Here is a 23,945-nt window from a genome sequence, read left to right on the forward strand (position 1 = left end):
GCCCCTACTTCTGGAACCGGATGCGCACGGACTGCCCGTGACCGGGCAGGTCCTCGGCGTCCGCGAGGGTCACCACGTGGTCGGCGACCGCCTCGAGGCCCTCGCGCGAGTAGTCCACGACGTGCACCGACTTGGTGAAGGCGCGCACCGACAGCCCCGAGGAGTGGCAGGCGCAGCCACCGGTGGGCAGCACGTGGTTGGAGCCGGCGCAGTAGTCACCGAGGGCGGTCGGGGCGTAGTCGCCGATGAAGATCGCGCCGGCGTTGCGGATGCGCGCGGCCACGGCCGCGGCGTCACGGGTCTGGATCTCGAGGTGCTCGGAGGCGTAGGCGTCGCAGACCTCGACCCCCTGGTCGAGGTCGTCGACCAGCACGATCCCGGACTGGTTGCCACCCAGCGCGATCTTGACCCGCTCGACGTGGCCGGTGGTGGCCACCTGCTTCTCGAGCTCGGCCTCGACGTCGTGGGCGAGCGTCTCGGAGTCGGTGACCAGCACGGCGGCGGCCAGCGGGTCGTGCTCGGCCTCGGAGATCAGGTCGGCGGCGACGTACGCCGCATCGGCCGTCTCGTCGGCGAGGATCGCGACCTCGGTCGGGCCGGCCTCGGAGTCGACGCCGACCAGGCCCTTGAGCAGTCGCTTGGCGGTGACGACCCAGATGTTGCCGGGGCCGGTCACCAGGTCGACCTTGGCGCAGGGGTCGGTGCCGTAGGCGAACATGGCGATCGCCTGGGCGCCACCCACGGCGTAGACCTCCTCGACCCCGAGCAGGGCACAGGCCGCGAGGATGGTGGGGTGCGGGAGCCCGCCGAACTCCGCCTGCGGCGGGCTCGCGAGGGCCAGCGACGGCACGCCGGCCACCTGGGCGGGCACGACGTTCATCAGCACGCTGGAGACCAGCGGCGCGAGGCCGCCGGGGACGTAGAGACCCACCCGGCCGACGGGCACCTTGCGGTGGACGACCCGGGCACCGGGGCCGAGGTCGGTGACGACGTCGTGCTCGAGCTCGGCCTCGCTGGCCACCCGCAGCCGGCGCACCGACTCCTCGAGGCCGGCGCGGATCGCGGGGTCGAGCTCCTCGAGCGCGCGGGTCATCTCCTCGACGGGGACCCGGATGTCGGTCTGGGTGACACCGTCGAACTTCTGCGACATCTCCAGGATCGCGTCGAGGCCGCGGGTGCGAACCTCCTCGCAGATCGCATGGGTCGCCGGGACCGCCGCTTCCACGTCGAAGTCCGCACGCGGCAGGGCCGTCCGGTAGTCGAACGGCTCGCCCGGCGTGCGGCCCGTGGCGGCGCTGCGCAGGTCGATCCGGCGAATCATGTCCCTGAGTCTACGAGCGGGCCGTGGCACGCCCGAACCCGCGATGCCCCGGTGGACACTCCAGGCATCGCCTAGGGTCGTCGACGTGACCTCGACGCTGCCGATGTTCCCGCTGAACTCGGTGCTGTTCCCCGGGATCACCGTCCCGCTGCGGGTCTTCGAGGACCGCTACCGCGCCCTCGTGCACCACCTGCTGCGCATCGAGGACCCGGCCGAGCGGGTCTTCGCCTCCGTGGGCATCCGGGAGGGCTACGAGGTCGGCGAGCACGGCGCCCAGTCGCTCTACCGGGTCGGGGTGCGGCTGCAGCTCACCGAGGCCGAGCGCCACGACGACGGGACCTTCACGATCCTGGCCGTGGGCAGGGACCGGATCTCCCTGGACCGACTGGACAGCTCGGGGCTCTTCCCCCTGGGGCACGTCGAGGACCGCCCCGAGGCGGTCCCCGTCATGGACCCGATGCTCGAGGCCGTCATGGCCCGGGCCCGGGCGACCTTCACCGCCTACCGGGTGGCGCTGGCCCAGATCCGCGCCGACCCGCACGAGGGTGCCCTGCCCCAGGACCCGACGTACCTCTCGTGGACGCTCGCCGCCAGCGCCCCGCTGCCGATGCCCGAGCGGCAGGGGCTGCTGGAGTGCGACGACCCCATCTCGCGGCTGGAGATGGTCACCGACCTGCTGCGCGCCGAGCTGCGGGCGATGAACGTCATCCCCTCGCTGCCCGCCACCGAGGTGGCGCGCACCCGATGGTCGCCGAACTGAGACGCCAGGAACCGTGCGAGGAACGAGCACGGTGCCGTGGGCGGTGAAGGTCGAGCAAGCGCCGCGACCGAGGGACGAGGTCGCGACGCGCGGGTCGAGACCCGGTGAGACGAAAGGCAACCTGACGATGGCCAAGAAGACGAAACAGTCGGCCGGCACCCCCGCGACCGTGGCACTCATCCGCGCAGGCGTGGAGTTCACGGTCCACCCCTACGAGCACGACCCGCGGGCGGAGTCCTACGGCCTGGAGGCCGCCGAGGCGCTCGGCCTGGCGCCGGAGCAGGTCTTCAAGACCCTCTTCGCCAGCCTCGACGGACGACTCGTGGTCGGCGTGGTGCCGGTGACCGGACACCTCGACCTCAAGGCGCTGGCCCGAGCCCTGGGCGCCAGCAAGGCGGTGATGGCCGACCCGTCAGCGGCTGAGCGGGCCACGGGGTACGTCGTCGGCGGCATCTCGCCGGTGGGCCAGAAGCGCGCGCACCCGACCGTCGTCGACGAGTCGGCCCTGACCCACGACCGGGTCTACGTCTCCGGCGGTCGGCGGGGCCTGGACCTCGGTCTCTCCCCCGCCGATCTCGTGCGCGTCACCGATGCCGTGACCGCCCGCATCGGCCGCTGAACGACTCCCCTCCCGCGGGACCCTGCCTGCCGAACCGGCGTATTGATACGCCGGCTCGGCGTACGCGACGGGTCGAACCGGCGTATTGATACGCCGGCTCGGCGTGGTCGGGTCAGTCGGTGGAGATGCGCAGGAGACCGCGCAGGCTGCCGTCGGCCTCGATCCAGGACGAGGAGCCAAGCGCGGCCAGGGGCTCGAGGTTCTCCCGGATCTCGTCCATCTCGCCGCCGTCCTGCGGCGACCCGGTGCCGGGCAGCTCGCTGAAGCCCGCGGAGAACGCCTCCTCCAGGGCTTCCATGAAGCTGATCACCACGTCGGACACCACGTCGATGTCGGCGTAGGTGACGCTGATCAGACCGTCGTTGTCGGGGACCACGTCACGGAAGCGCTCGCTGTCGCCGAGGCCGCCGCCCTCCGCGACCTCGTCACGCCACCCGGCGTCGGGACCGACGGCCACGGCGTCCTCGCCGGCGCTGACGCCCAGCAGGTCGGCGCCGGGGGCCTGGAACGGGCCGAGGAACGGGACGAGGGCGTCGGCCAGGGCCTGCACCGCCTGCGCGTCTCCGTCCATGACCAGTGCGATCGGGACGGAGCCCAGGTCACCGCGGAACAGCACGTCGGCGTCCACGTCAGAGCCGACGGCCAGCGCGAGCGCGTCCCCCGTGGCCTCCTCGATGTCGTCGAGCCCGAGACCCACCGTCTCCTGGAGCGCACGCTCGACGTCGCCGGGCTCGAGACCCGCCGTCGGGTCGGACTCGATCAGCCCGGCGAACCAGTCGGTCCAACCCTCCCCCAGGCCGTAGGCGTAGACCAGCGCGGTGTCCTCGGGCAGTGCCTCGGTGAGCGCACCGGCGTCACCGTCGAGCGCGGTGAGCAGCTGGGACTCCCCCATCGACCCGGCCAGCTCGAGCTCCAGGCCGCCGTCGTCGAAGCGGACCTGCGCGATCCCGCCCTCGAACTCCTCGGCGGCCTCGACCACCTCGGCGGGAGGCTCGGACGGGGCGCCCAGGCCGGGGTCGAAGCCCATGACCTCGTCCCAGTGGTCGACCACCAGCGCGCCGGCCCCGGGCGCTGCGTAGAGCGTGACGAGCCCCGCGTCGAGCTCGCCGGTCCAGCGCTGGAAGTCCTCGTCGTCCGCGAGGGTCCCCTCGTCCTCGACCAGCTCCCGCGCGCGCTGCAGGTTCTCCTCCGTCTCGGCCACCAGCATCCAGTCGCCGTCCACCGCGTACGCCGTGGAGTCCCCCTCCCCGGCGCACTCGGTGACCGCGGCCATGCCCTCCATCGCCGCGTCGCCGTCACGGACCTCCAGGGCGAACAGCGGCTGTGGCTCGTCGCCGAGCGCGACCGCCGCGAGCCCGATCCGGTCCCCGAGCCAGGACTCGAGGTCGTCGGTGTAGGACAGCCCTTCGCAGTCGGCCTCCTCCAGGAGGGCCTGCGCCAGCGTCTCCCGCAGGTCGACGTCGCCCAGGTCGCCGTCGAGCCCGAGCTCCTCGGCGACCCACGGGAACTTCTCCAGCGTGCGGAGCGCCTCGAGCTTCTGGCTGCCACTGGGGTCGAGCGTCAGGCCGACGTACCCCACCGCCGAGGCGGGGAACGCCTCGGCGGCCTGGGCGCCGTCGTCGAGGAACCACCAGGCACCGAACGCAGCACCGCCGACAGCGGCCAGGCCCAGCCCCGCCAGGACGGGGACGAGCACCCTGCGACGGCGGCCCGAGGACTCCCGGTCCAGCGGCCGCCCCCCGCCCTGCTCGAGGAACTCCGGCTGCACGCCGTCCTGCGGGTCGGGGGTCTGGCTCATGGGGGAACTACTCCCGGTGTCGCCCAGGGATGAGGAGGAAGACCGTGCACAGCGCCAGCAGCGAGGCGAACGGCCAGGCGAGCAGGGCCCCTGGAGATCCCAGCTCGAGGTTGTCGGGCAGCACGGTACCCCGATCGGCCGCCAGGGCGAGGACCTGGGGATCGGGCGGTCCCAGCCGGGTGCCCACCTGCCACATCACCACCGCGGCCACCACGGAGCCGACCGCGACCGTGCCGAGCACCAGCAGCTCGTCGCGCCGCGACAGCAGCGCCGTGAGGCCTCCGAGGACGGCGCCGGCCGCCAGGGCCATCACCACGAACAGGCCGGTCCCCGAGAACTGGTTGCGCAGCCCCTCCAGGTCGTAGCGGAAGTCACCGTCGACGACGAACCACTCGTGGCGCACGACCGTGCCCTGGCTGGGTTGCCACAGGTGCTCCCACCACACGCCCAGCCCCGCGCCGGTCAGCGCGAACAGCACGACCACGAGCACGGCGCGCACCCAGGCCCGACGGGTCTCCCTCGTGGGCGGCACGGTCGTCACCCGGATCGGGGCGGAGTGGTCGGTCAGCTGGTGAGACATCCCGGCCCCAGCAGCTGCTTGAGGTCCGCGAACAGGGCCGGGGTGGGGGTCACCCGCAGCCGGTCGTCCAGCCTCATGACGAGGGTCTGCTCACGCTTCATCAGCCGCAACCGTACTTCGGTCATCCCAGGATGGGTGGCGAGCACGTCACGCAGCTGCTCGACGACCGGCCCCGTGCACCGGGTCGAGGGCAGCGAGATGACGACCGGTCCCGAGGGGCCGTCGGTGATGTCGGGGACCGAGACCTCCTGGCCGTGGATCTCGGGCTGGTCCTTGCTCTTGGACAGCCTGCCCTTGACGGTGAGGATGGCGTCCTCGACCAGCAGGGTGCTGGCCAGCTGGTAGGAGCTGGGGAACAGCAGCACGTCGATCGCGCCGTCGAGGTCCTCCAGGGTCACCATCGCCCAGGCGTCGCCGCGCTTGGTGATCTTGCGCTGCACCGAGGTCACCAGCCCGCTGATGCAGATCGGCGAGCCGTCGGTGCGCGACTCGTCGAGCATCAGCTCACCGATCGTGCAGTCGGTCCCCTGGGACAGCACGTGCTCCAGCCCGAGCAGCGGGTGGTCGGAGACGTAGAGACCGAGCATGTCGCGCTCGTGGCCCAGCAGGGTCATCTTGTCCCACTCGTCGATCTCGGGGATCGCCACGGTGACGCCGAAGGAACCGGAGTCCTCCTCGTCGAGCCCCCCGAACAGGGAGTCCTGGCCGATGGCCTCGTTGCGCTTGATGTCGACGTACTGGTCGACCGCGGTCTCGTGCACCGCGACCAGCGCCTTGCGGCGGTGCTTCATGTCGTCGAACGCCCCGGCCTTGATCAGCGACTCGATGACGCGCTTGTTGCACACGTGCGCGGGGACCTTGGAGAGGAAGTCGTTGAAGTCGGTGTAGCGACCCTTCTCCTCCCGGGCGGTGACGATGCCGTCGACGACGTTGCCACCGACGTTGCGCACCGCGGTCAGGCCGAAGCGGATGTCGGTGCCGACGGGGGTGAAGTCGGCTGCCGACTCGTTGACGTCGGGAGGCAGGACCTGGATCTTCATCCGGCGGCACTCGTTGAGGTAGATGGCCGACTTGTCCTTGTCGTCGCGCACCGAGGTGAGCAGCGCGGCCATGTACTCGGCCGGGTAGTTGGCCTTGAGGTAGGCGGTCCAGTAGGAGACCAGGCCGTACGCCGCGGAGTGGGCCTTGTTGAAGGCGTAGTCGGAGAAGGGCAGCAGGATGTCCCACAGCGTCTTGATCGCGGCCTCGGAGTAGCCGCGCTCCTTCATGCCGCCGGAGAAGCCCTCGAACTGCTTGTCCAGCTCGGCCTTCTTCTTCTTGCCCATCGCCCGGCGCAGGATGTCGGCCTGGCCCAGGCTGTAGCCCGCGAGCTTCTGCGCGATCGCCATGACCTGCTCCTGGTAGACGATGAGACCGTAGGTCTCCCCCAGGACGTCCTCGAGCGGCTCGGCCAGCTCGGGGTGGATCGGCTCGACCGGCTCGCGACCGGTCTTGCGGCGGGCGTACTTGTTGTGGGAGTCCGCACCCATCGGGCCCGGACGGTAGAGCGCGCCGACGGCGGAGATGTCCTCGAAGGTGTCGGGGCGCATCGAGCGCAGCAGCGCCCGCATCGGCCCGCCGTCGAGCTGGAAGACCCCGAGGGTGTCGCCGCGCTGGAGGAGGGCGTAGGTGGCGGGGTCGGTGAGCGGCAGCTCCTCGAGGACGACGTCCTCGCCGCGGTTGGCCTTGATGTTCTTCACGGCGTCGTCCATCACCGTGAGGTTGCGCAGCCCGAGGAAGTCCATCTTGATCAGGCCGAGGCCCTCACAGGTGGGGTAGTCGAACTGGGTGATCATCGCCCCGTCGGCGGGCCGCTTGAGCAGCGGGATCACGTCGATCAGCGGCTCGCTGGACATGATCACGCCGGCGGCGTGCACGCCCCACTGGCGCTTGAGCCCCTCGATGCCGATGGCGGTGTCGACCACGCGCTTGACGTCGTTGTCGGCGTCGTAGAGCTGACGGAACTCCCCGCCCTCGCCGTACCGCTTGTGCTGGGGGTCGAAGATCTCCTGCAGCGGGACGTCCTTGCCCATCACCGCGGCCGGCATCGCCTTGGTGATGCGGTCGCCCATGGCGAAGGGGTAGCCGAGGATGCGCGAGGAGTCCTTGACGGCCTGCTTGGCCTTGATCGTGCCGTAGGTGACGATGTAGCTGACCCGGTCGTCGCCGTACTTCTCGGTGACGTACTTGATGACCTCACCACGCCGACGCTCGTCGAAGTCGATGTCGAAGTCGGGCATCGAGACGCGGTCGGGGTTGAGGAACCGCTCGAAGATCAGGCCGTGCTCGAGCGGGTCGAGGTCGGTGATCCGCAGGGCGTAGGCGACCATCGAGCCCGCCCCGGAGCCACGGCCGGGACCGACGCGGATGCCGTGGTCCTTGGCCCAGTTGATGAAGTCGGCGACGACGAGGAAGTAGCCGGGGAACCCCATCTGCGTGATGACGCCGAGCTCGTACTCGGCCTGCTTGCGCACGTGGTCCGGGACGCCATCGGGGTAGCGGTGCGAGAGGCCGGTCTCGACCTCCTTGACCAGCCAGGAGTCCTCGTTCTCCCCCGGCGGGCAGGGGAAGCGCGGCATGTACTTGCCGACGGCCTCGGTGAACTGGACGTCGCAGCGCTCGGCGATGAGCAGGGTGTTGTCGCAGGCCGCCGGGAAGTCGCGCCACAGCTCGCGCATCTCGGCGGCGGACTTGATGTAGTAGCCGTCGCCCTGGAACGCGAATCGCTGCCCGGGCCCGTCGCCGGCGGGGATGTCCATCGTCGAGCCGGAGTTGATGCACAGCAGGTGCTCCTGGCTGGCGGCGTCCTCGCGGTTGACGTAGTGGGAGTCGTTGGTCGCCAGCAGCGGGATCCGCAGGTCCTCGGCCAGCCGCAGCAGCCCGTCGCGGACCCGGCGCTCGATGTCGAGGCCGTGGTCCATCAGCTCCAGGAAGTAGTTCTCCTTGCCGAGGATGTCCTGGAAGTCGCCGGCGGCCTTGCGGGCGGCGTCGTAGTTGCCGTACCGCAGGTGGACCTGCACCTCGCCGGAGGGGCAGCCGGTGGTGCCGATGATGCCCTTGGAGTGCTGGGCGAGCAGCTCGCGGTCCATGCGGGGGTGCTTGAAGAACCCGTCGCGCCACGAGCCGGTCGAGAGCCGGAAGAGGTTGTGCATGCCCTCGGTCGACTCGCTGAGCAGCGTCATGTGCGTGTAGGCACCGCGGGCGGAGACGTCGTCGGGGCCGCCGTCGTAGAAGTTGACGCCCTTCTTCTCGAAGCGGCTGATGTTGGGGGTGAAGTAGGCCTCGATGCCGATGATCGGCTTGATCCCGGCCGCCTTGGCCTTGGCGTAGAACTCGTAGGCGCCGAACACGTTGCCGTGGTCGGTCATCGCGACCGCAGGCATGCCCAGGTCGGCAGCGCGCTGGGTGAGGTCTCCGAGACGGGCGGCGCCGTCGAGCATGGAGTACTCGGTGTGGACGTGCAGGTGGACGAAGGAGTCCTGCGAGCCGGCGGGCATGGGTCGCGCTGCATCCCTTCGGGGGTCGTCGGTGGGCAGGGTGAGTCGGCCGAGCCTGAGCCCGACGCCGATCCCGGGGAAGGGGATCAGACTACGCGAGCCGACAGCCGCAGACTGCCAGGGCGCCCCGACAATCCGAGCCGGCGGAGTGCGGTGGGGGTCGGGCCCATGGGGCCCTCAGCGCGTGGCGGCATCGAGGGACTCCTCGATGACGACCCTGATGATGCGCTCGAGCCGGTCGACCCCCAGCGCCGGTGCGCGCGTGGCGAGGTGCTCGGCGACGGCGCGCTCGCGCGCTGGGTCGCGGTGCGTGCTGGTCTTCAGCGGCTGGATCGCGCGGGTCAGCGCCGCCCGCCGGGCCAGCAGGTCCCCGAGCTGGGCGTCGACGTCGTCGACGAGACCGCGCAGGAAGGTGACCGGGTCCTGCCCGGGCCAGGCGAGCCGGACGTCGGGCTCGCCTTCCTCGTTGCCGGAGCCGTCGGTGCGCTCGAGCTCGACCAGCCCGCGGTGCGCGTAGAAGTCACGGGCGGGTCGGTTGCCCTCGAAGACCCACAGGCAGAAGCCGCCGGGCTGACGTGCCATCACCAGGTCGAGCAACGCGCCGCCGACGCCCGCACCCTGGTGGGCGGGCTGGACGTAGAGGTCGTCGAGCCAGCCTGCGGTGGTGCGGGCGTAGCCGACGGGCGACCCCTCGACCTCGGCCACCCACGTCTCGGCACCGGGGGCGTCCTCGACGACGCGCTCACGCAGCCAGCGGCGTACGTCGTCGTCGGGGTGGACGGGGTCGGGCATGGGGGCCGCGCGCCGGGCCAGCACGTGGATGAGCGCCAGCGCGTCGGCGTCGTCAGGCTCGGCCGGACGCAGGACCAGCTCGGACTCCGGGACGGGCACGGCGGCACCGCCCTCAGTGGGCATCACGGATGACCTCGAGCGCGGCCGCGAGGTCGTCGGGGTAGGTGGACTCGTACTCCACCTCGTCGCCGGAGTCGGGGTGGGTGAAGCCGAGCTTCACCGCGTGCAGCCACTGGCGCTCGAGGCCGACCCGACGGGCCAGCTTCGGGTCCGCCCCGTAGGTGAGGTCCCCGACGCAGGGGTGCTTGAGCGCGCTCATGTGCACCCGGATCTGGTGGGTACGCCCGGTCTCGAGGTGGATCTCCAGCAGGCTCGCGAAGCGGTGCGCCTCGAGGGTCTCGTAGTGCGTCACCGAGGCACGTCCGTCGGCCATGACCGCGAACTTGTAGTCGTGCTTGGGGTGCCGCCCGATCGGGGCGTCGACCGTGCCCTGCAGAGGGTCGGGGTGGCCCTGCACCAGCGCGTGGTAGGTCTTGTCGACCGTGCGGTGGCGGAAGGCGTTCTTGAGCACCGAGTAGGCGTGCTCGGACTTGGCGATGACCATCACGCCGGAGGTGCCGACGTCGAGCCGCTGGACGATGCCCTGGCGCTCCGAGGCTCCGCTGGTGGCGATCCGGAAGCCGGCCCCCACCAGGTGGCCGACGACCGTCGGACCGTTCCAGCCCGGCGAGGGGTGGACGGCCACCCCCACCGGCTTGTCGATCACCACGATCGACTCGTCGTCGTGGATGATCTTGATGCCCTCGACGATCTCCGGGACCACCTCGAGGGGGTCCACCGTGCTCGGGATCGTCACGTCGAGCACCGCGCCCGGCAGGACGCGGTCGCTCTTGCCGACGTCGTGGCCATCCAGTCGCACCAGGCCCTCGACGATGAGGTCGGCCGCCCGGGTGCGGGAGAGCCCGAACATCCGGGCCATGGCGGCGTCGACACGCTCCCCGGCGAGGCCGTCGGGCACCGTCAGGGTGCGCTGCTCGGAGGCCTGGGTCATGCGTCGTCCTCCTCGGGGACCCGGGTGCCGTCGAGCCGCACGCCGCGGAACGCCTGGACCAGGATGATGCCCGCCGCCACGTTGATGCAGATGTCGGCGATGTTGAAGACCGGCCAGTTCGGCAGCATCAGGAAGTCGATCACGTGGCCGCGCAGGGGGCCCGGCTCACGCAGCACCCGGTCGGTCAGGTTGCCGGCCACCCCGGCCAGCAGCAGGCCCAGGCCCACGGCCCACACCAGGCTCCGCACCCGCAGGCTGAGGTAGAGCACGACCACGACCGCGACCACCGCCAGGCAGCTGAGCACCACGGTGTACTCGGTGCCGGTGCTGAACGCCGCCCCCGGGTTGCGGGTCAGGTGGAGGACCAGGAGGTCACCCACCAGCGGCACGTCGGGACGGCCGTCGAGGTGATGGACCGCGAGCACCTTGGTGAGCATGTCGACGGCGTACAGGGTGAGCGCGACGAGCGCGAACACCCAGCGGGGTCGGACCGGGGACGTCATGGGGCGGAGGGGATCCTCCGGGGCTATCGCCGCTCCTCGCGCTGCTTGCATGTCATGCACAGTGTGGCACGCGGGAAGGCCATCAGACGAAGCTTGCCGATGGGCTGGCCGCAGGACTCGCAGACGCCGTAGGACCCGTCCTCGATCCGGGCCAGGGCGCGGTCGATCTGGGCCAGCTTCTCCCGCTCGTTGTTGAGCACGCTCATCTCGTGGTCACGCTCGAAGGTCGTGGCCCCGAGGTCCGCCTGGTCCTGGCCGGCGCCGTCACCGGAGTCGCGCATGAGACCGGACAGCTCGTCCTCCTGCTCGGCCACGATGCCCAGGCTGTGGGTGCGCTGCTCCTCGAGCTCGGTGAGCACCTCCGCCAGCTCGGCCGGGGTCCACGCGCCCTCGCCCTCCTTGACGACCAGGGTGTCGGCAGCGGCCTCCGGGGCAGGTGTCGGCTTCTTCACGGCAGCAGTCTTCTTGGTCGGGGCCTGCTTCGCAGGGGTTTTCGCGAGCGCGGTCTTCTTCGCGGGCGCGGTCTTCTTCGCCGGCGCAGTCTTCTTCGCCGGCGCAGTCTTCTTCGCCGGCGCAGTCTTCTTCGCCGGCGCAGTCTTCTTCGCCGGCGCAGTCTTCTTCGCCGGCGCAGTCTTCTTCGCCGGCGCAGTCTTCTTCGCCGGCGCAGTCTTCTTCGCCGGCGCAGTCTTCTTCGCCGGCGCGGCCTTCTTCGCCGGCGCAGTCTTCTTCGCCGGCGCGGCCTTCTTCGCCGGCGCGGCCTTCTTCGCCGGCGCAGTCTTCTTCGCCGGCGCGGCCTTCTTCGCCGGCGCGGCCTTCTTGGCGGGGGCTGCCTTCTTCGCGGGCTTGTCGGGCTCGGAGTCGGTCGCGCCACGGCGACGGATCACGCGCCGAGCGGCGGAGGCTGCGGTACCGGCCAGGGACTTGCGTGCGGCTCGAGCCATGTGGCTCGACTCCCCTCGACAGGCCCGCCGTCGGCCGGCGGGCTCGATCAGATGATGGCCGGAGGCTAGTGGGTGCGGCCGAGGCACTCAATGCGCCTCGCCGAACGCGACGAGGCCGGTTCCTGGAAGGAACCGGCCTCGTGCGTGAGGAGAGGAGGACTCAGCCCTCCTCCTCCCCGAGGATCGAGCGCAGCCGCTTGGGCGCGGGCGCGTCGTCGTTGGGCGTGTCGTCCGAGCTGCCCTCGAGCGCCTCGAGCTGCTGGGTGAAGTAGCTGCGCAGGCGGGAGCGGTACTCGCGCTCGAAGGAGCGCAGGCGGTCCACCTCGCCGGAGAGCTTGTCGCGCTCGCGCTCGAGGTCGCCGAACATCTGCTGGCGGCGCTCGGCGGTCTCGGAGTCGAGCATCTGCGCGCGGGTACGGGCGTCGGCCTCCATCCGGTCGGCCTTGGTCTTGGACTCGCTCTCCAGGCGCTCGGCCTTGGTGCGGGCCTCGCCGATGATCTTGTCGGCCTGGTCCTTGGCGTCCTCGACCAGCTCGTCGGCGTTGCGCGTGGCGATCTCCAGCAGCCGGGCGGCCGCGTTGGAGGCCTCCGGCACGGTCTCGACGCGGATGGTCTCGACGGGGCTGGCCGCAGCCACAACCGGCTCGGGCGCGGGAGCCTTGGCGGGCTCGGGAGCCTTGGCGGGCTCGGGCTCGGCGACCGGCGCGGGAGGCGTGAACGCCTCGGTCGGCGCGCCTCCGGCCTGCACCTGGGAGAGCTGGACGCGCAGGTCGTCGTTCTCCTTGGTGAGGCGGGCGAGCTCGGCCTCCACCTCGTCGAGGAACTGGTCGACCTCCCCCATGTCGTAGCCCTCACGGAGGCGGACGGGCGTGAAGCGCTTGTTGCTCACGTCCTCGGGCGTCAGCGGCATGACCTCACCCATTCGTTGTCGTCTGCAGCGGTGGTCTGGTCGACCATCGCACTTGTCGGTCGAACAATAGCGTCCCGGGTGGGACTGGTGGGACTCACGGGTCCCAGGCGGCGCGGCGGGCGCCTCAGGACAGCAGCAGGCTGTCGTTGACGTTGAGCAGCACCCAGGCGATCACGAGCACCAGCAGGAAGCTCAGGTCCAGGGCGAAGTTGCCCAGGCGCAGCGGCGGGATGACCTTGCGCAGCGCCTTGATGGGCGGGTCGGTGATCGAGTAGACGACCTCCAGCACCACCAGCAGCGGGCCCGTGGGCTGCCACTGACGGGCGAAGACCATCACCCAGTCGACGATGAAGCGGACCCACATCAACGCGATGAACACGAAGAGGACCACGTGGATGATCGAACCGGCGACGTACACGTCGGTGAAACTCTCCTCGTCAGCGCCGGTGAGGGCGCTCAGCTCTGGTTGAAGAAGCCACCCTCGACGATGCGCTCCTTGTCCTCGGCCGTGACCGAGACGTTGTGCGGCGAGAGCAGGAACACCTTGTTGGTGACACGCTCGATGGTGCCACGCGTGGCAAACACCAGCCCGGCCGCGAAGTCGACCAGACGCTTGGCATCGGCGTCGTTCATCTCGGTGAGGTTCATGATGACCGGGATGCCCTCGCGGAAGTGCTCACCGACGGTGCGCGCCTCGTTGTAGGTGCTCGGGTGGAGCGTCGTGATCCGGGACAGCTCTGCCACCACCGCGGTCGGGCCGGGCGCAGCCGGGCGCCGGCGCTCGGAGAGGTCGGAGACGGGCGCCGGACGGGCAGCCCGCGGGGAGGCGACGGGTCGGGTCTCGACAGTCTCGTCGTGGCCGTCGTACTCGTCGTACCGGCCGGTGTCCTCGACGAGGCCGAGGTACTCGCCGATCCTGCGCATCGCGCCGCTCATGAGTCGTGTCCTCCGGGATCGAGCGCCCCGGTGACGGGACGCTGGTTGTAGTGAACGCTAACGGTGCAGCGGCCTGGAACCGAGGATTGCCGAGCCGACACGCACGTGTGTCGCGCCGATGGCGATCGCCGCCTCCAGGTCTCCGCTCATGCCCGCGGACAGCAGGTCCGCAGACGGGTGCTGGTCGAGGAAGTGGGCCCGGACCTGCGCCAGCCGGGCGAACGCCGAGGACGGCTCCTCCCCCAGCGGCGCGACGGCCATCAGCCCGCGCAGGCGCAGGTGCTCGGCCGCAGTCACCGACTCGGCCAGCACGGCCAGGTCGTCGGGGTCGACTCCGGCCCGGTGCTCCGCACCGGGCGGGTCGAGGGAGACCTGCAGCAGCACGTCGACGGGGCGTCCGCGCTCCTGCGCGCCGCGGTCGAGCCGACCCACGAGCTTGGGGCGGTCCAGGGACTCGACCACGTCGGCGTACCGCGCGACCGCGCCGGCCTTGTTGGACTGCAGCCCGCCGATGTAGTGCCAGCGCAGTCCGAGGTCGGCGCACTCCGCCGCCTTGGCCTCCGCCTCCTGGTGCCGGTTCTCGCCGACGTCGGTCACGCCGAGGTCGGCGAGCAGGCGCACGTCGGAGGCGGGGAAGAACTTCGTGACCGCGACCAGGGTCACCTGGGACGCGTCGCGGCCGGCGTCGGCGCAGGCCCGCTCGATGCGAGCCCGGACCTCGCCCAGGCCGCTCTCCAGCTCCGCGCGCCGGCTCACCGTTCCCCCTCCGAGGTCCACACCAGCCCGGCGAACCGCCCGGCCCGCTCGCCGTCGCGACGGTAGGAGTGCAGGGTGTCCTCCTCCAGCGTGCAGCGCCCGAGCTCGGTGACCACGACGTCGTGCGCCTCGAGCTGGGCCCGGACGCCGGCGCCGAGATCGAGACCGGGGGTGCCACGGCGGGTCTCGGCGTACGTCGCCGGCACCACTGCGGCGACCTCGGCCCGCATGTCCTCGGGCACCTCGTAGCAGGCTCCGCAGACGTGCGGCCCGACCCAGGCCTCGATGTCGCTCGCCCCGAGGTCCCGCATGGCGGCCACGGCGCGCCCCACGACGTCGAGCGCGACGCCCTTGCGGCCAGCGTGCACGGCGCCCAGGACGCCGGTGCGGGGGTCCGCGAGCACGACGGGCACGCAGTCGGCGACCCGGACCATCAGCCCCAGCCCAGGGGTCGAGGTGACCAGGGCGTCGGCGGTGGGCACCCGACCGGTCGGCTCCGGGCCGGGCCGGTCCACGACGAGGACGGCGTCGCCGTGCACCTGGTTCATCCGGGCGAACCGCACTCCACAGGCCCGCTCGAGCTCCGGGAGGCTGTCCACGAACGCCGGGCGCAGCCCCTGCAGGTCGAGGGTGGCGTCGGTGAAGGCGACGTCCACGCGGACGTCGCCCTCCCGATGGTCGCGGTGGGAGAACACCCCTACTTCAAGAAGTCCGGCACGTCGAGGTCGTCGTCGTCGAACTCGACCTGGCGCGGGGCCGGGCGGGGTGCCGGCGTGGTCGGGCGGGCCGACTGCTGGCTGCTCGGCTGGGCCTGGCCTGCCGGCGAGGGCGCCTGCGGGGCAGCCTCGTCGGGACGGCGCTGGGCGACCGCGGCGGCGACGGCCGCGCGGGTCTCCTCCTGCGTCTGCTGCGGCTTGGGCTCGCGGCGCAGCACCGTGCCCTCGTCGCGACGCTTGGGGGTGCCGCCGTCGAAGCCGGCAGCGATCACCGTCACCCGGACCTCGTCGCCGAGGGCGTCGTCGATGGTGGCACCGAAGATGATGTTGGCCTCGGGGTGCACGGCCTGGGCCACCAGCGCGGCGGCCTCGTTGATCTCGAACAGGCCGAGGTCGGAGCCACCGGCGATCGAGAGCAGGACGCCGTGGGCTCCGTCGATGCTGGCCTCGAGCAGGGGCGAGGAGACCGCCATCTCCGCGGCGGCGACCGAGCGGTCCTCCCCGCGGGCCGAGCCGATGCCCATCAGGGCCGAGCCGGCGTTGGCCATGACCGACTTCACGTCGGCGAAGTCGAGGTTGATCAGGCCCGGGGTGGTGATGAGGTCGGTGATGCCGGAGACACCCTGCAGCAGCACCTGGTCGGCCTGCTTGAAGGCGTCGAGGACCGACACGTTGCGGTCGGAGATCGACAGCAGCCGGTCGTTGGGGATCACGATGAGGGTGTCGACCTCGTCGCGGAGCGCCGCGATGCCCTCCTCGGCGGAGTTGGCCCGACGGCGTCCCTCGAAGGCGAACGGGCGGGTCACGACGCCGATGGTCAGTGCGCCCAGCGAGCGGGCGATGCGCGCCACGACGGGCGCGCCGCCGGTGCCGGTGCCGCCACCCTCGCCGGCGGTCACGAAGACCATGTCGGCGCCCTTGATGACCTCCTCGATCTCGTCGGCGTGGTCCTCGGCGGCGCGCCCCCCGACCTCGGGGTTGGCGCCGGCACCGAGGCCGCGGGTGAGCTCGCGGCCGATGTCGAGCTTCACGTCGGCGTCGCTCATGAGCAGCGCCTGCGCGTCGGTGTTGATGGCGATGAACTCCACGCCCTTCAGACCGACCTCGATCATCCGGTTGACGGCGTTCACACCACCACCACCGATACCGACGACCTTGATGATGGCCAGGTAGTTCTGTGCTGCCACGGCTCTCGCCTCTCGAATCCGAACGTTGGGTGGGTGCTGGTCTGTTCTGGTGCTCGGGACGTCCGCTGCAGTCGTCCTGGGCCTGTACGCCGGTCTCAACTCTGACCCTCAGCCTGAGGGTTATAGTTATGTCAACCTCGTCGTGCCCACGACAGTAGGAGTCGCCCGGCGCGGATCCGCGCAGACACGCCCGGACACGCCGCCCCTCCAGAGATTTCTGCCGAGCCGGCGTATCAATACGCCGGCTCGGCACGCATTCCACCGGCCCCGGCGCCCGGCTACGGGTGCTCGGTCACGGGTGCTCGGTTACTGGCGGGTCGTGGGGTTGCTGGGGACCGAGACGTCGTAGACCGACGCCTCCTGGCCCAGCAGGACCTCGAGGACCTCGGCCTTCTGGGCGGAGTCCTCGGCACTCCCCCACACCACGGTGCGACCGTCGCGCAGGGCCAGCTCGATCTGGTCGACGGTGGCCACGGAGACGTGGTCCACGCGCGGCACGAGGTCGTCGGGCAGGGCGGAGACGACCGCGGCCGCCTCGCGCAGGCTCTCGGTGGTGGCGCCCGACGAGGTCTGGACGCGGGGCAGGTCGGCCGGAGGCGACGCGAAGTCGCGGAACACCACGCCGTCCTCGTCCAGGCCCCGCAGGCTGGCGCCGATCTGGACCACGGCGACGGCCTCACGCTCCACGACGGTGATCTCGACCGTGTGCGGCCAGCCGCGCACGACGTCGACCTCCTTGACGACGGCCAGGGACTGCACGCGCGTGGAGACGGCGTCGAGGTCGACCCGGGCCAGCGGCTCGTCGAGCGGCACGGCAGCCACCCGCTCGACCTCCGCGACCGAGAGCTGGTCGGCCCCCGTCACCGACACCTGCTCGGCGCGCAGCCAGGCGGAGAACCACACGGCGTACGCACCCAGCCCCAGCAGGCCCACGACGAGGAGCACGAGCAGCGCCCGGCGCCACGACAACCATCGGCGGGCCCAGCGGCGGCGGAGGAAGGCCCGGCGGGTGCGCTCCTGGCTCACGGGAGCGCCCGGCGCAGCAGGTCGAGGACCTGCGGGCCGATCTCGGTGATGCTGCCCGCCCCCAGCGTGAGGACGACGTCGCCGGGCCGGGCCCGGGCGACCAGCTCGGCGGGCACGTCGGCCTGGTCCGGCACGAACGCGACCCGCTCGGGCGGCAGCGGGACGGCCCCGGCCACCAGGGCGCCGGTGACGGCGGGGTCGGGGTCCTCGCGGGCGAGGTAGACGTCGAGGACGACCACCTCGTCGGCCGCGCCGAGCGCTTGTCCCATCGCCGTGCCGAAGAGCCTCGTGCGGGAGACCAGGTGCGGCTGGTAGGCGACCACGACGCGCCCCTCCCCCGCCAGCGAGCGGGCGGCCTCGAGGTCGCCGGCGATCTCGATGGGCTGGTGGGCGTAGGAGTCGTAGACCCGGACGCCGTCCACCTCGCCCTTGAGCTCCATCCTCCGACCGGTGCCGGTGAACGACTCCAGGCCGGCGCGCAGGCCCGCGAAGGGCAGGCCGAGACGCAGCCCGGCGGCCAGCGCGCCCAGCGCGTCGAGGACGTAGTGGCGACCCGGGATGCGCAGGGTCACGCGACCGAGCTCCTCACCGCGGTCGAGCACCGTGAAGGCGGAGGTGCCGCCCTCGAGCACGACGTCGACGGCGCGGACCTCGGCGTCCTCGCCCTCCCCCACCGCCACGAACGTCAGGTCGCGGGCCGCGGCCACCGCACGCAGGTCGGCGGCCCCGGGGTCGTCGGTGCAGGCGACGAGGAAGCCGTCGGAGTCGATGCGCCCCACGAACTCGGTGAAGGCCGCGCGGTAGGCCTCCTCGGTGCCCCACTGGTCGAGGTGGTCCGCGGCCACGTTGGTGACGACGGCCGCGAAGGGCGAGTAGACCAGGAAGGCACCGTCGCTCTCGTCGGCCTCGGCGACGAAGAGCGGGCCGGCACCGGCGTCGGCGTTGCGGCCGGTGGTCGACAACAGCCCCCCGACGGCGTACGTCGGGTCCGCGTCGCAGGCGAGCAGTGCGCAGGTCAGCAGCGAGGTCGTGGTGGTCTTGCCGTGGGTCCCGGCGACCGCGACGACCTGGCGGCCCGCCATCGTCGCGGCCAGCCCGGCCGAGCGCGGCAGCAGCCGCAGCCCGCGACGACGCGCCTCCGCCACCTCGGGGTTGTCCTCACGGGCCGCGGTCGTGACCACGACCGAGTCGCCGGCGCCCAGGTCGCCGAGGTGCTCGGCGTCGTACCCGCGGTGGATGGTGACCCCCAGCTCGCGCAGGCTGGGCAGGAAGGGGGTGTCGGCGTCGTCGGAGCCGGTGACCTCGATGCCCGAGGCCGCCATGATGCGCGCGATCGCCGACAGGCCCGCGCCACCGATGCCGACGAAGTGCACACGCCCCAGGTCGTCTGCCGGCAGGATCTCGTCGGGCACGGGGAGCCTCATGCGAGCCGTCCCGCGGCCTCGAGCACGACCCGGGCCAGGACCTCGTCGGCGTCACGCGGGACCAGCGAGGCCGCGGCGGCGCTCATCGCGGTCAGGCGCGCGGGGTCGGTGAGCAGCGGGACGGCGTGCTCGACGACCCACGAGGTCGTCAGCTCGGCGTCCTCGACCAGCAGCGCACCGCCCGCCTCGACCACGGGCAGGGCGTTGAGCCGCTGCTCGCCGTTGCCGATCGGCAGCGGCACGAACACCGCGGGCAGCCCGGTGGCGGCCGCCTCGACCACGGAGTTGGCGCCCGAGCGGCAGATGGTCAGGTCGGCCGCCGCGAGCGCGAGGTCCATCCGGTCGCAGAAGTCGAGGACCACGTACGGCGTGGAGGTCGGGGCCGGCTCGGCGCCACCGTGCTTGCCCTGCACGTGCAGCACCTGCACCCCCGCCTGCGCGAGGGCCGCGGCCGCGCCCGAGACCGAGCGGTTGAGGCTCTGGGCACCCTGCGAGCCCCCGGTGACCATCAGCGTCGGCCGGTCGGGGTCGAGGCCGAAGAAGGCGCGCGCCTCGGCGCGGACGGCCGCACGGTCGAGGGTGGAGATCATCCGGCGGATCGGCAGGCCGACGTACTCAGCGCCGCGCAGCGGGGTGTCGGGGAAGCTGGTGCAGACCCGGGTGGCCACCCGGGCTCCCACCTTGTTGCCGATGCCGGGCAGCGCGTTCTGCTCGTGCACCACGATGGGCAGCCGGCGCCGACGGGCGGCGAGGTAGGCGGGGACCGAGACGTAACCGCCGTAGCCCACGACGACGTCGGGACGCACGCGGTCGATCACGTCGTACGTCGCCCGGACCGCGGCACGCAGCCGGCCGGGGACCTTGAGCAGGTCCGCGCCGGGTCGCCGGGGCAACGGCACCGGCGGCACCAGCTCGAGGGGGTAGCCGGCGGCGGGGACCACGGTGTTCTCGAGCCCGCGCGGGGTCCCGAGGCAGGTGATCTCGGCAGAGGGCTCCAGCCGTCGCAGGGCGTCGGCGGTCGCGAGCAGGGGCGAGGTGTGGCCGGCGGTGCCACCACCGGCGAGCAGGATGCGCATCGGGGCTGACTCTAGGGAGCGGGGCGGCCGGTCAGCCGACCCGACCCGCCGAGACCCCGGTCGAGCGTGACCGACGCCGCGCGGCCAGCGCACGGGCCGCCTCGGGCTCGCGGCGGGCGAAGCCGATGAGCAGGCCCAGCGCGGTCAGGGAGGGCAGCAACGAGGACCCGCCGTAGGAGACCAGCGGGAGCGGGATGCCGATGACCGGCAGCAGCGCCAGCACCATGCCGACGTTGATCATCATCTGGCCCACCAGCCACACGACGATGCCGAAGGTGGCGTAGCGGACGAAGGCGTTCTCGGTGGTGTGGGCCACCCGCAGGGCCGCGAACGCGATCGTGAGGAAGAGCCCCACCACCAGCAGCGTGCCGACCAGGCCCAGCTCCTCGCCGAGCACGGCGAAGATGAAGTCGGTGTGCGCCTCGGGCAGGTCGCCCCACTTCTGCTGCGAGGCGCCGATGCCCTGACCCAGCCAGCCGCCGCTCGAGAGCGCGTAGAGGCCGTGCGCCGGCTGCCAGCCGGTGTCGTGGAAGTCGGCGAAGGGGTCCATGAACGTGGTCAGTCGCGACCAGCGCTCACCGTCGGTGATCGCGAACCCGGCGGCGATGGTGCCGACCACGGCGAAGGTGAGGACGAAGAAGCGCATCGGGGCGCCGACCACCCACAACATGCCCATGAGGATCGCGCCGAAGACCAGGGCGGTGCCGAGGTCGCGACCGGCCACGACCAGGCCGGTGGCCAGGAACATGCCCGGCACCACCGGCACCACCAGCTGGTGCAGGCTGTCGAGGCGGCGCTCCTTGTTGGCGTAGACCGTGGCGGCCCACAGCACCAGCGCGAGCTTGGCCACCTCCGAGGGCTGGATGGCCAGGCCGCCGACCCCGAGCCAGTTGCGGTTGCCGTTGATCTCGGTGCCCAGGAAGATCGTGAGGAAGAGCAGCAGCAGCGAGGCCATGTAGGCCCACACCGATGCTCGACGCACGAACGTCAAGGGAAGTCGCGAGGCGATGAACGCCGCGGGCAGACCGATCATCAGCCACATCAGCTGCCGTCGGACCACGGCGTAGGAGTCGCCGTCGTGGACGCGGAAGGAGTACACGCTCGAGGCGCTGAGGACCATGATCAGGCCGATCGTCAGCAGCAGCGCGGAGGCGCCGAGCAGCAGGTAGTACGACGTCAGCGGCTTGTCGAGCGCCTCGCGCACCGAGGCCAGCGCAGCGAACCTGCCCCGTCCCGCCGGCTGCTCGCCCGGGGTGACCAGCCGGGTCTCGTCAGCGGTGGTGGTCACCTGGCGCTCCCTGCTCCTCGGCGTCGTGTCGGTGCTGCGGTTCAGCCTCCGAGGTGGGCCCGGACGGCCGCGGCGAACGCGTCACCGCGGGCGCCGTAGTGGGCGAACTGGTCCATCGAGGCGCATCCGGGGGCCAGCAGCACCGTGTCGCCCGGCTGGGCGAGCGAGGCTGCTGCCTCCACGACGCGCCCCATGGGGCCGTGTCCGTCGTCGGCCCCAGTCTCGTCCGTGCCGACGCGGATGACCGGCACATCGGGCGCGTGTCGGGACAGGGCCTCCGCCACGACGTCCGCGTCGCGGCCCAGCAGCACCGCGCCGCGCAGCCGGTCGCGCACCGAGGCGACCAGGTCGTCGAAGCGTGCGCCCTTGGCCAGTCCCCCGGCCACCCAGACGACCGGGTCGTAGGCGCGCAACGAGGACAGTGCCGCGTGCGGGTTGGTCGCCTTGGAGTCGTCGACCCAGGTGATGCCGTCCTGCTCGGCGACGACCGCGATCCGGTGGCCGTCGAGGGAGAAGCCACGCAGGCCGTCGCGCACCGCCTGCTGGGAGACGCCGTGGGCGCGGGCGAGCGCTGCGGCGGCGAGGGCGTTGAAGACCACGTGCGGCGCCGGGCTGGGGAGGTCGTCGACCGTGCACAGCTCCGCGGCGCTGGTGGAGCGCTCCTCGATGAAGGCACGGTCCACCAGCAGGCCCTCGACGAGACCGAGCATGCCGGGCTGGGGCATGCCGAGGGTGATGCCGATGGCACGGGCCCCCTCGACCACCTCGGCGTCCCGGACGAGCTGCTCGGTGGTGGGGTCGGCCACGTTGTAGACGCACGCCCGCTGCACCCGCTCGAAGACCCGGCCCTTGTCGGCGGCGTACTCGGTCATGGAGGGGTACCAGTCGAGGTGGTCCTCGGCGACGTTGAGGACCGCGGCGGACTGTGCGCTCATGGAGTCGGTGTAGTGCAGCTGGAAGCTGGAGAGCTCGACGGCCAGCACGTCGTGCGGGACCGGGTCCATGACGGCCTCGACCAGCGGGAGGCCCACGTTGCCCGCCGCGACGCTGCGCAGCCCCGCTGCGCGCAGGATCGCGTCGAGCATCTGCACGGTGGTGGTCTTGCCGTTGGTGCCGGTCACCGCCAGCCAGGGGGTGTCGTGGTCGGGGTGGCGCAGGCGCCACGCCAGCTCCACCTCGCCCCAGACGGGGATGCCGCGCTCGCGGGCCTGCACCAGCAGCGGGCTGTCGGGCCGCCAGCCCGGCGAGGTGACCACGACGTCCACGTGGTCGAGGTCGGCGGGCAGGGCTGCCGTCCTGCCGGGGCCCAGGCGCACGTCGGCGCCCAGGACGCCGAGCAGCTCGGCCTGCTCCTCCTTGCCGACCGGGTTCTCGTCCAGGACGGTGACCGAGGCGCCGAGGTGGGTGAGGTTGTCCGCGGCGGCGAAGCCGGAGACGCCGAAGCCGGCGACCACGGCGCGCACGCCGTCCCACGAGTCGGTCTGCCCCAGGGCCTGGAGGTCCGGGCGGGGGCGGTCGCCGGCGCTCACGTGCCCGCGACCCACTCGGCGTAGAAGATCCCGAGGCCACCGGCGACGCAGAGGCCGGCGAGGATCCAGAAGCGGATCACCACGGTGACCTCCTCCCAGATCATCTCGAAGTGGTGGTGGATGGGCGCGATCCGGAAGAGCCGCTTGCCCGTGCCGGTGAGACGTCGGGTGGCCTTGAACCAGGTCACCTGGAGCATCACCGAGACCGTCTCCATCACGAACACGCCGCCGAGCACGATCAGCAGCAGCTCGGTGCGGGTCAGGATCGCCAGGCCAGCCAGGGCCGCACCCAGCGCCAGGGAGCCGGTGTCACCCATGAAGATCTGCGCCGGCGCGGCGTTCCACCACAAGAAGCCGAAGCAGGCCCCGGTGATGGCCGCGGCGATGACCGCGAGGTCCAGCGGGTCACGCACCTCGTAGCACTTGCCGTAGGTGATGTCCTCGAGCCGGCACCACTGGTTGTTCTGCCAGATGTTGACGATCGTGTAGGCGCCGAAGACCATCACGCTGCAGCCGGTGAGCAGGCCGTCGGCGCCGTCGGTGAGGTTGGTGGCGTTGCTGGTGGCGATCACCATCAGCAGGATCAGCAGCACCACCACGACCGCGGGCAGCACGAAGCTGTCGAAGTCGCGGATGAAGGAGAGCGAGAACGACGCCGGCCGCTGGCCGCGGTCGTCCTCCAGCAACGGGCTCAGCGCCAGGATGCCGAAGGCCAGGCCGACCACCGTCTGACCGACGATCTTGGCCTTGCTGCGCAGGCCCAGGCTGCGTTGCTTGTAGATCTTGATGAAGTCGTCGAGGAAGCCCACCAGGCCGGTGCCGACGAAGAGCAGGAGCAGCAGCAGCGCCGAGGCGCTGGGCGTGGTCATCGTGATCAGCTTGGCCGCGAAGTAGCCCACCACGCTGGCGCCGATGAGCACGACCCCGCCCATGGTGGGGGTCCCGCGCTTGACGTGGTGGCTGGTCGGTCCGTCGTCGCGGACCTCCTGGCCGTAGCCCATCTTCGTGAACTGCCGGATGGCGTAGCGGGTGCCGATCAGCGAGATCAGCAGCGAGATGCCGCCCGCCAGCAGGATCGCCCTCACCGCTCGTCCACCTCCGCGCGCCCGTGCGCCGTCGTCCCTCGTGACCCGGTCGGCCCGAGGTCACGTGGCCCGGGTGCGGGCCGTCGACCATCTTGACGCATGGCGCGGGGT

The 23,945-nt window shown here is 71.8% G+C and carries 22 protein-coding genes; 2 read left to right on the forward strand and 20 right to left on the reverse strand.

Translation table 11 applies throughout. The features are described 5' to 3' along the window. Nucleotides 1-4 precede the first annotated feature (4 nt). A complete protein-coding gene (gene hisD / locus BKA05_RS10460) occupies nucleotides 5-1,321 on the reverse strand; it encodes a histidinol dehydrogenase (RefSeq protein ID WP_179531374.1) in 1,317 nt (438 codons plus the stop codon). Between the two features lie 85 nt (nucleotides 1,322-1,406). Here hisD and BKA05_RS10465 point away from each other — a divergent pair, with 85 nt between their 5' ends. Together BKA05_RS10465 and ybaK are read left to right on the forward strand one after the other, a co-directional pair. Then, complete coding sequence (locus BKA05_RS10465) at nucleotides 1,407-2,081, forward strand: LON peptidase substrate-binding domain-containing protein (protein ID WP_179531375.1); 675 nt, start codon at nucleotides 1,407-1,409, stop codon at nucleotides 2,079-2,081. Between the two features lie 127 nt (nucleotides 2,082-2,208). After that, complete coding sequence (gene ybaK / locus BKA05_RS10470; protein ID WP_179531376.1) at nucleotides 2,209-2,700, forward strand: Cys-tRNA(Pro) deacylase; 492 nt, start codon at nucleotides 2,209-2,211, stop codon at nucleotides 2,698-2,700. Between the two features lie 112 nt (nucleotides 2,701-2,812). Here the strand turns inward: ybaK and BKA05_RS10475 are convergent, their stop codons facing one another. The 19 genes from BKA05_RS10475 to mraY all read right to left on the reverse strand — a co-directional run bounded on the left by BKA05_RS10475 (nucleotide 2,813) and on the right by mraY (nucleotide 23,834). Continuing rightward, nucleotides 2,813-4,498 carry a DUF3352 domain-containing protein gene (locus tag BKA05_RS10475; protein ID WP_179531377.1) on the reverse strand — a complete coding sequence of 562 codons (1,686 nt, stop codon included), beginning with the start codon at nucleotides 4,496-4,498 and terminating at the stop codon, nucleotides 2,813-2,815. Between the two features lie 7 nt (nucleotides 4,499-4,505). Next, a complete protein-coding gene (locus BKA05_RS10480) occupies nucleotides 4,506-5,078 on the reverse strand; it encodes a hypothetical protein (protein WP_179531378.1) in 573 nt (190 codons plus the stop codon). Next, nucleotides 5,063-8,614 carry a DNA polymerase III subunit alpha gene (dnaE, locus tag BKA05_RS10485; protein ID WP_179531379.1) on the reverse strand — a complete coding sequence of 1,184 codons (3,552 nt, stop codon included), beginning with the start codon at nucleotides 8,612-8,614 and terminating at the stop codon, nucleotides 5,063-5,065. The genes BKA05_RS10480 and dnaE overlap by 16 nt, the downstream gene beginning before the upstream one ends. Before the next feature lie 177 nt (nucleotides 8,615-8,791). After that, nucleotides 8,792-9,529 carry a GNAT family N-acetyltransferase gene (locus tag BKA05_RS10490; RefSeq protein ID WP_179531380.1) on the reverse strand — a complete coding sequence of 246 codons (738 nt, stop codon included), beginning with the start codon at nucleotides 9,527-9,529 and terminating at the stop codon, nucleotides 8,792-8,794. Beyond that, nucleotides 9,519-10,457 carry an RluA family pseudouridine synthase gene (locus tag BKA05_RS10495; RefSeq protein WP_179531381.1) on the reverse strand — a complete coding sequence of 313 codons (939 nt, stop codon included), beginning with the start codon at nucleotides 10,455-10,457 and terminating at the stop codon, nucleotides 9,519-9,521. Before BKA05_RS10495 ends, BKA05_RS10490 begins: the two co-directional genes overlap by 11 nt. Next, the gene (gene lspA, locus BKA05_RS10500) at nucleotides 10,454-10,960 is read right to left on the reverse strand and encodes a signal peptidase II (RefSeq protein WP_246289785.1); all 507 of its coding nucleotides are present in this window, start codon (nucleotides 10,958-10,960) and stop codon (nucleotides 10,454-10,456) included. Before lspA ends, BKA05_RS10495 begins: the two co-directional genes overlap by 4 nt. 23 nt (nucleotides 10,961-10,983) lie before the next feature. Continuing rightward, on the reverse strand, nucleotides 10,984-11,901 hold the full coding sequence (locus BKA05_RS10505; RefSeq protein ID WP_179531383.1) for a TraR/DksA family transcriptional regulator: 918 nt from the start codon (nucleotides 11,899-11,901) through the stop codon (nucleotides 10,984-10,986). Nucleotides 11,902-12,061: 160 nt separating this feature from the next. Then, a complete protein-coding gene (locus BKA05_RS20045; RefSeq protein WP_281364576.1) occupies nucleotides 12,062-12,811 on the reverse strand; it encodes a DivIVA domain-containing protein in 750 nt (249 codons plus the stop codon). A 124-nt stretch (nucleotides 12,812-12,935) separates the two neighbouring features. Beyond that, complete coding sequence (locus BKA05_RS10515; RefSeq protein WP_179531385.1) at nucleotides 12,936-13,229, reverse strand: YggT family protein; 294 nt, start codon at nucleotides 13,227-13,229, stop codon at nucleotides 12,936-12,938. A 38-nt stretch (nucleotides 13,230-13,267) separates the two neighbouring features. Further along, nucleotides 13,268-13,747 (reverse strand): cell division protein SepF, encoded by a 480-nt coding sequence (locus BKA05_RS10520; RefSeq protein WP_179531386.1) that lies wholly within the window; start codon nucleotides 13,745-13,747, stop codon nucleotides 13,268-13,270. Between the two features lie 57 nt (nucleotides 13,748-13,804). Next, a complete protein-coding gene (locus BKA05_RS10525) occupies nucleotides 13,805-14,503 on the reverse strand; it encodes a YggS family pyridoxal phosphate-dependent enzyme (RefSeq protein ID WP_343045615.1) in 699 nt (232 codons plus the stop codon). Next, nucleotides 14,500-15,198: a laccase domain-containing protein gene (locus BKA05_RS10530; protein WP_179531388.1), complete on the reverse strand. Its 699-nt coding sequence runs from the start codon at nucleotides 15,196-15,198 to the stop codon at nucleotides 14,500-14,502. The genes BKA05_RS10525 and BKA05_RS10530 overlap by 4 nt, the downstream gene beginning before the upstream one ends. A gap of 2 nt (nucleotides 15,199-15,200) precedes the next feature. Then, nucleotides 15,201-16,424, reverse strand: coding sequence for a cell division protein FtsZ (ftsZ, locus tag BKA05_RS10535; protein WP_343045780.1), 1,224 nt, complete (start codon nucleotides 16,422-16,424; stop codon nucleotides 15,201-15,203). Between the two features lie 288 nt (nucleotides 16,425-16,712). Then, on the reverse strand, nucleotides 16,713-17,432 hold the full coding sequence (locus BKA05_RS10540; protein WP_179531390.1) for a cell division protein FtsQ/DivIB: 720 nt from the start codon (nucleotides 17,430-17,432) through the stop codon (nucleotides 16,713-16,715). After that, nucleotides 17,429-18,844: a UDP-N-acetylmuramate--L-alanine ligase gene (murC, locus tag BKA05_RS10545; RefSeq protein WP_425489719.1), complete on the reverse strand. Its 1,416-nt coding sequence runs from the start codon at nucleotides 18,842-18,844 to the stop codon at nucleotides 17,429-17,431. Before murC ends, BKA05_RS10540 begins: the two co-directional genes overlap by 4 nt. An 8-nt stretch (nucleotides 18,845-18,852) precedes the next feature. Further along, nucleotides 18,853-19,932 (reverse strand): undecaprenyldiphospho-muramoylpentapeptide beta-N-acetylglucosaminyltransferase, encoded by a 1,080-nt coding sequence (gene murG, locus BKA05_RS10550; RefSeq protein WP_179531392.1) that lies wholly within the window; start codon nucleotides 19,930-19,932, stop codon nucleotides 18,853-18,855. A gap of 31 nt (nucleotides 19,933-19,963) precedes the next feature. Continuing rightward, nucleotides 19,964-21,220, reverse strand: a complete 1,257-nt coding sequence (gene ftsW, locus BKA05_RS10555) for a putative lipid II flippase FtsW (RefSeq protein WP_343045616.1) — start codon at nucleotides 21,218-21,220, stop codon at nucleotides 19,964-19,966. Nucleotides 21,221-21,261: 41 nt separating this feature from the next. After that, nucleotides 21,262-22,749, reverse strand: coding sequence for a UDP-N-acetylmuramoyl-L-alanine--D-glutamate ligase (murD, locus tag BKA05_RS10560; RefSeq protein WP_179531393.1), 1,488 nt, complete (start codon nucleotides 22,747-22,749; stop codon nucleotides 21,262-21,264). Further along, nucleotides 22,746-23,834 carry a phospho-N-acetylmuramoyl-pentapeptide-transferase gene (gene mraY / locus BKA05_RS10565; RefSeq protein WP_179531394.1) on the reverse strand — a complete coding sequence of 363 codons (1,089 nt, stop codon included), beginning with the start codon at nucleotides 23,832-23,834 and terminating at the stop codon, nucleotides 22,746-22,748. Before mraY ends, murD begins: the two co-directional genes overlap by 4 nt. Between the last annotated feature and the right edge of the window lie 111 nt (nucleotides 23,835-23,945).

Origin of the sequence: Nocardioides marinus (assembly GCF_013408145.1) — a bacterium.
Lineage (GTDB): Bacteria > Actinomycetota > Actinomycetes > Propionibacteriales > Nocardioidaceae > Nocardioides > Nocardioides marinus.

Excerpts from the sequence above, each read along its gene's own strand:
- BKA05_RS10505 (WP_179531383.1), bottom strand. The coding sequence starts at position 11,901 with ATGGCTCGAGCCGCACGCAAGTCCCTGGCCGGTACCGCAGCCTCCGCC.
- BKA05_RS10480 (WP_179531378.1), bottom strand. The coding sequence starts at position 5,078 with ATGTCTCACCAGCTGACCGACCACTCCGCCCCGATCCGGGTGACGACC.
- BKA05_RS20045 (WP_281364576.1), bottom strand. The coding sequence starts at position 12,811 with ATGCCGCTGACGCCCGAGGACGTGAGCAACAAGCGCTTCACGCCCGTC.
- murG (WP_179531392.1), bottom strand. The coding sequence starts at position 19,932 with ATGCGCATCCTGCTCGCCGGTGGTGGCACCGCCGGCCACACCTCGCCC.
- BKA05_RS10495 (WP_179531381.1), bottom strand. The coding sequence starts at position 10,457 with ATGACCCAGGCCTCCGAGCAGCGCACCCTGACGGTGCCCGACGGCCTC.
- lspA (WP_246289785.1), bottom strand. The coding sequence starts at position 10,960 with ATGACGTCCCCGGTCCGACCCCGCTGGGTGTTCGCGCTCGTCGCGCTC.
- hisD (WP_179531374.1), bottom strand. The coding sequence starts at position 1,321 with ATGATTCGCCGGATCGACCTGCGCAGCGCCGCCACGGGCCGCACGCCG.
- BKA05_RS10490 (WP_179531380.1), bottom strand. The coding sequence starts at position 9,529 with ATGCCCACTGAGGGCGGTGCCGCCGTGCCCGTCCCGGAGTCCGAGCTG.
- dnaE (WP_179531379.1), bottom strand. The coding sequence starts at position 8,614 with ATGCCCGCCGGCTCGCAGGACTCCTTCGTCCACCTGCACGTCCACACC.
- BKA05_RS10520 (WP_179531386.1), bottom strand. The coding sequence starts at position 13,747 with ATGAGCGGCGCGATGCGCAGGATCGGCGAGTACCTCGGCCTCGTCGAG.
- ybaK (WP_179531376.1), top strand. The coding sequence starts at position 2,209 with ATGGCCAAGAAGACGAAACAGTCGGCCGGCACCCCCGCGACCGTGGCA.
- BKA05_RS10475 (WP_179531377.1), bottom strand. The coding sequence starts at position 4,498 with ATGAGCCAGACCCCCGACCCGCAGGACGGCGTGCAGCCGGAGTTCCTC.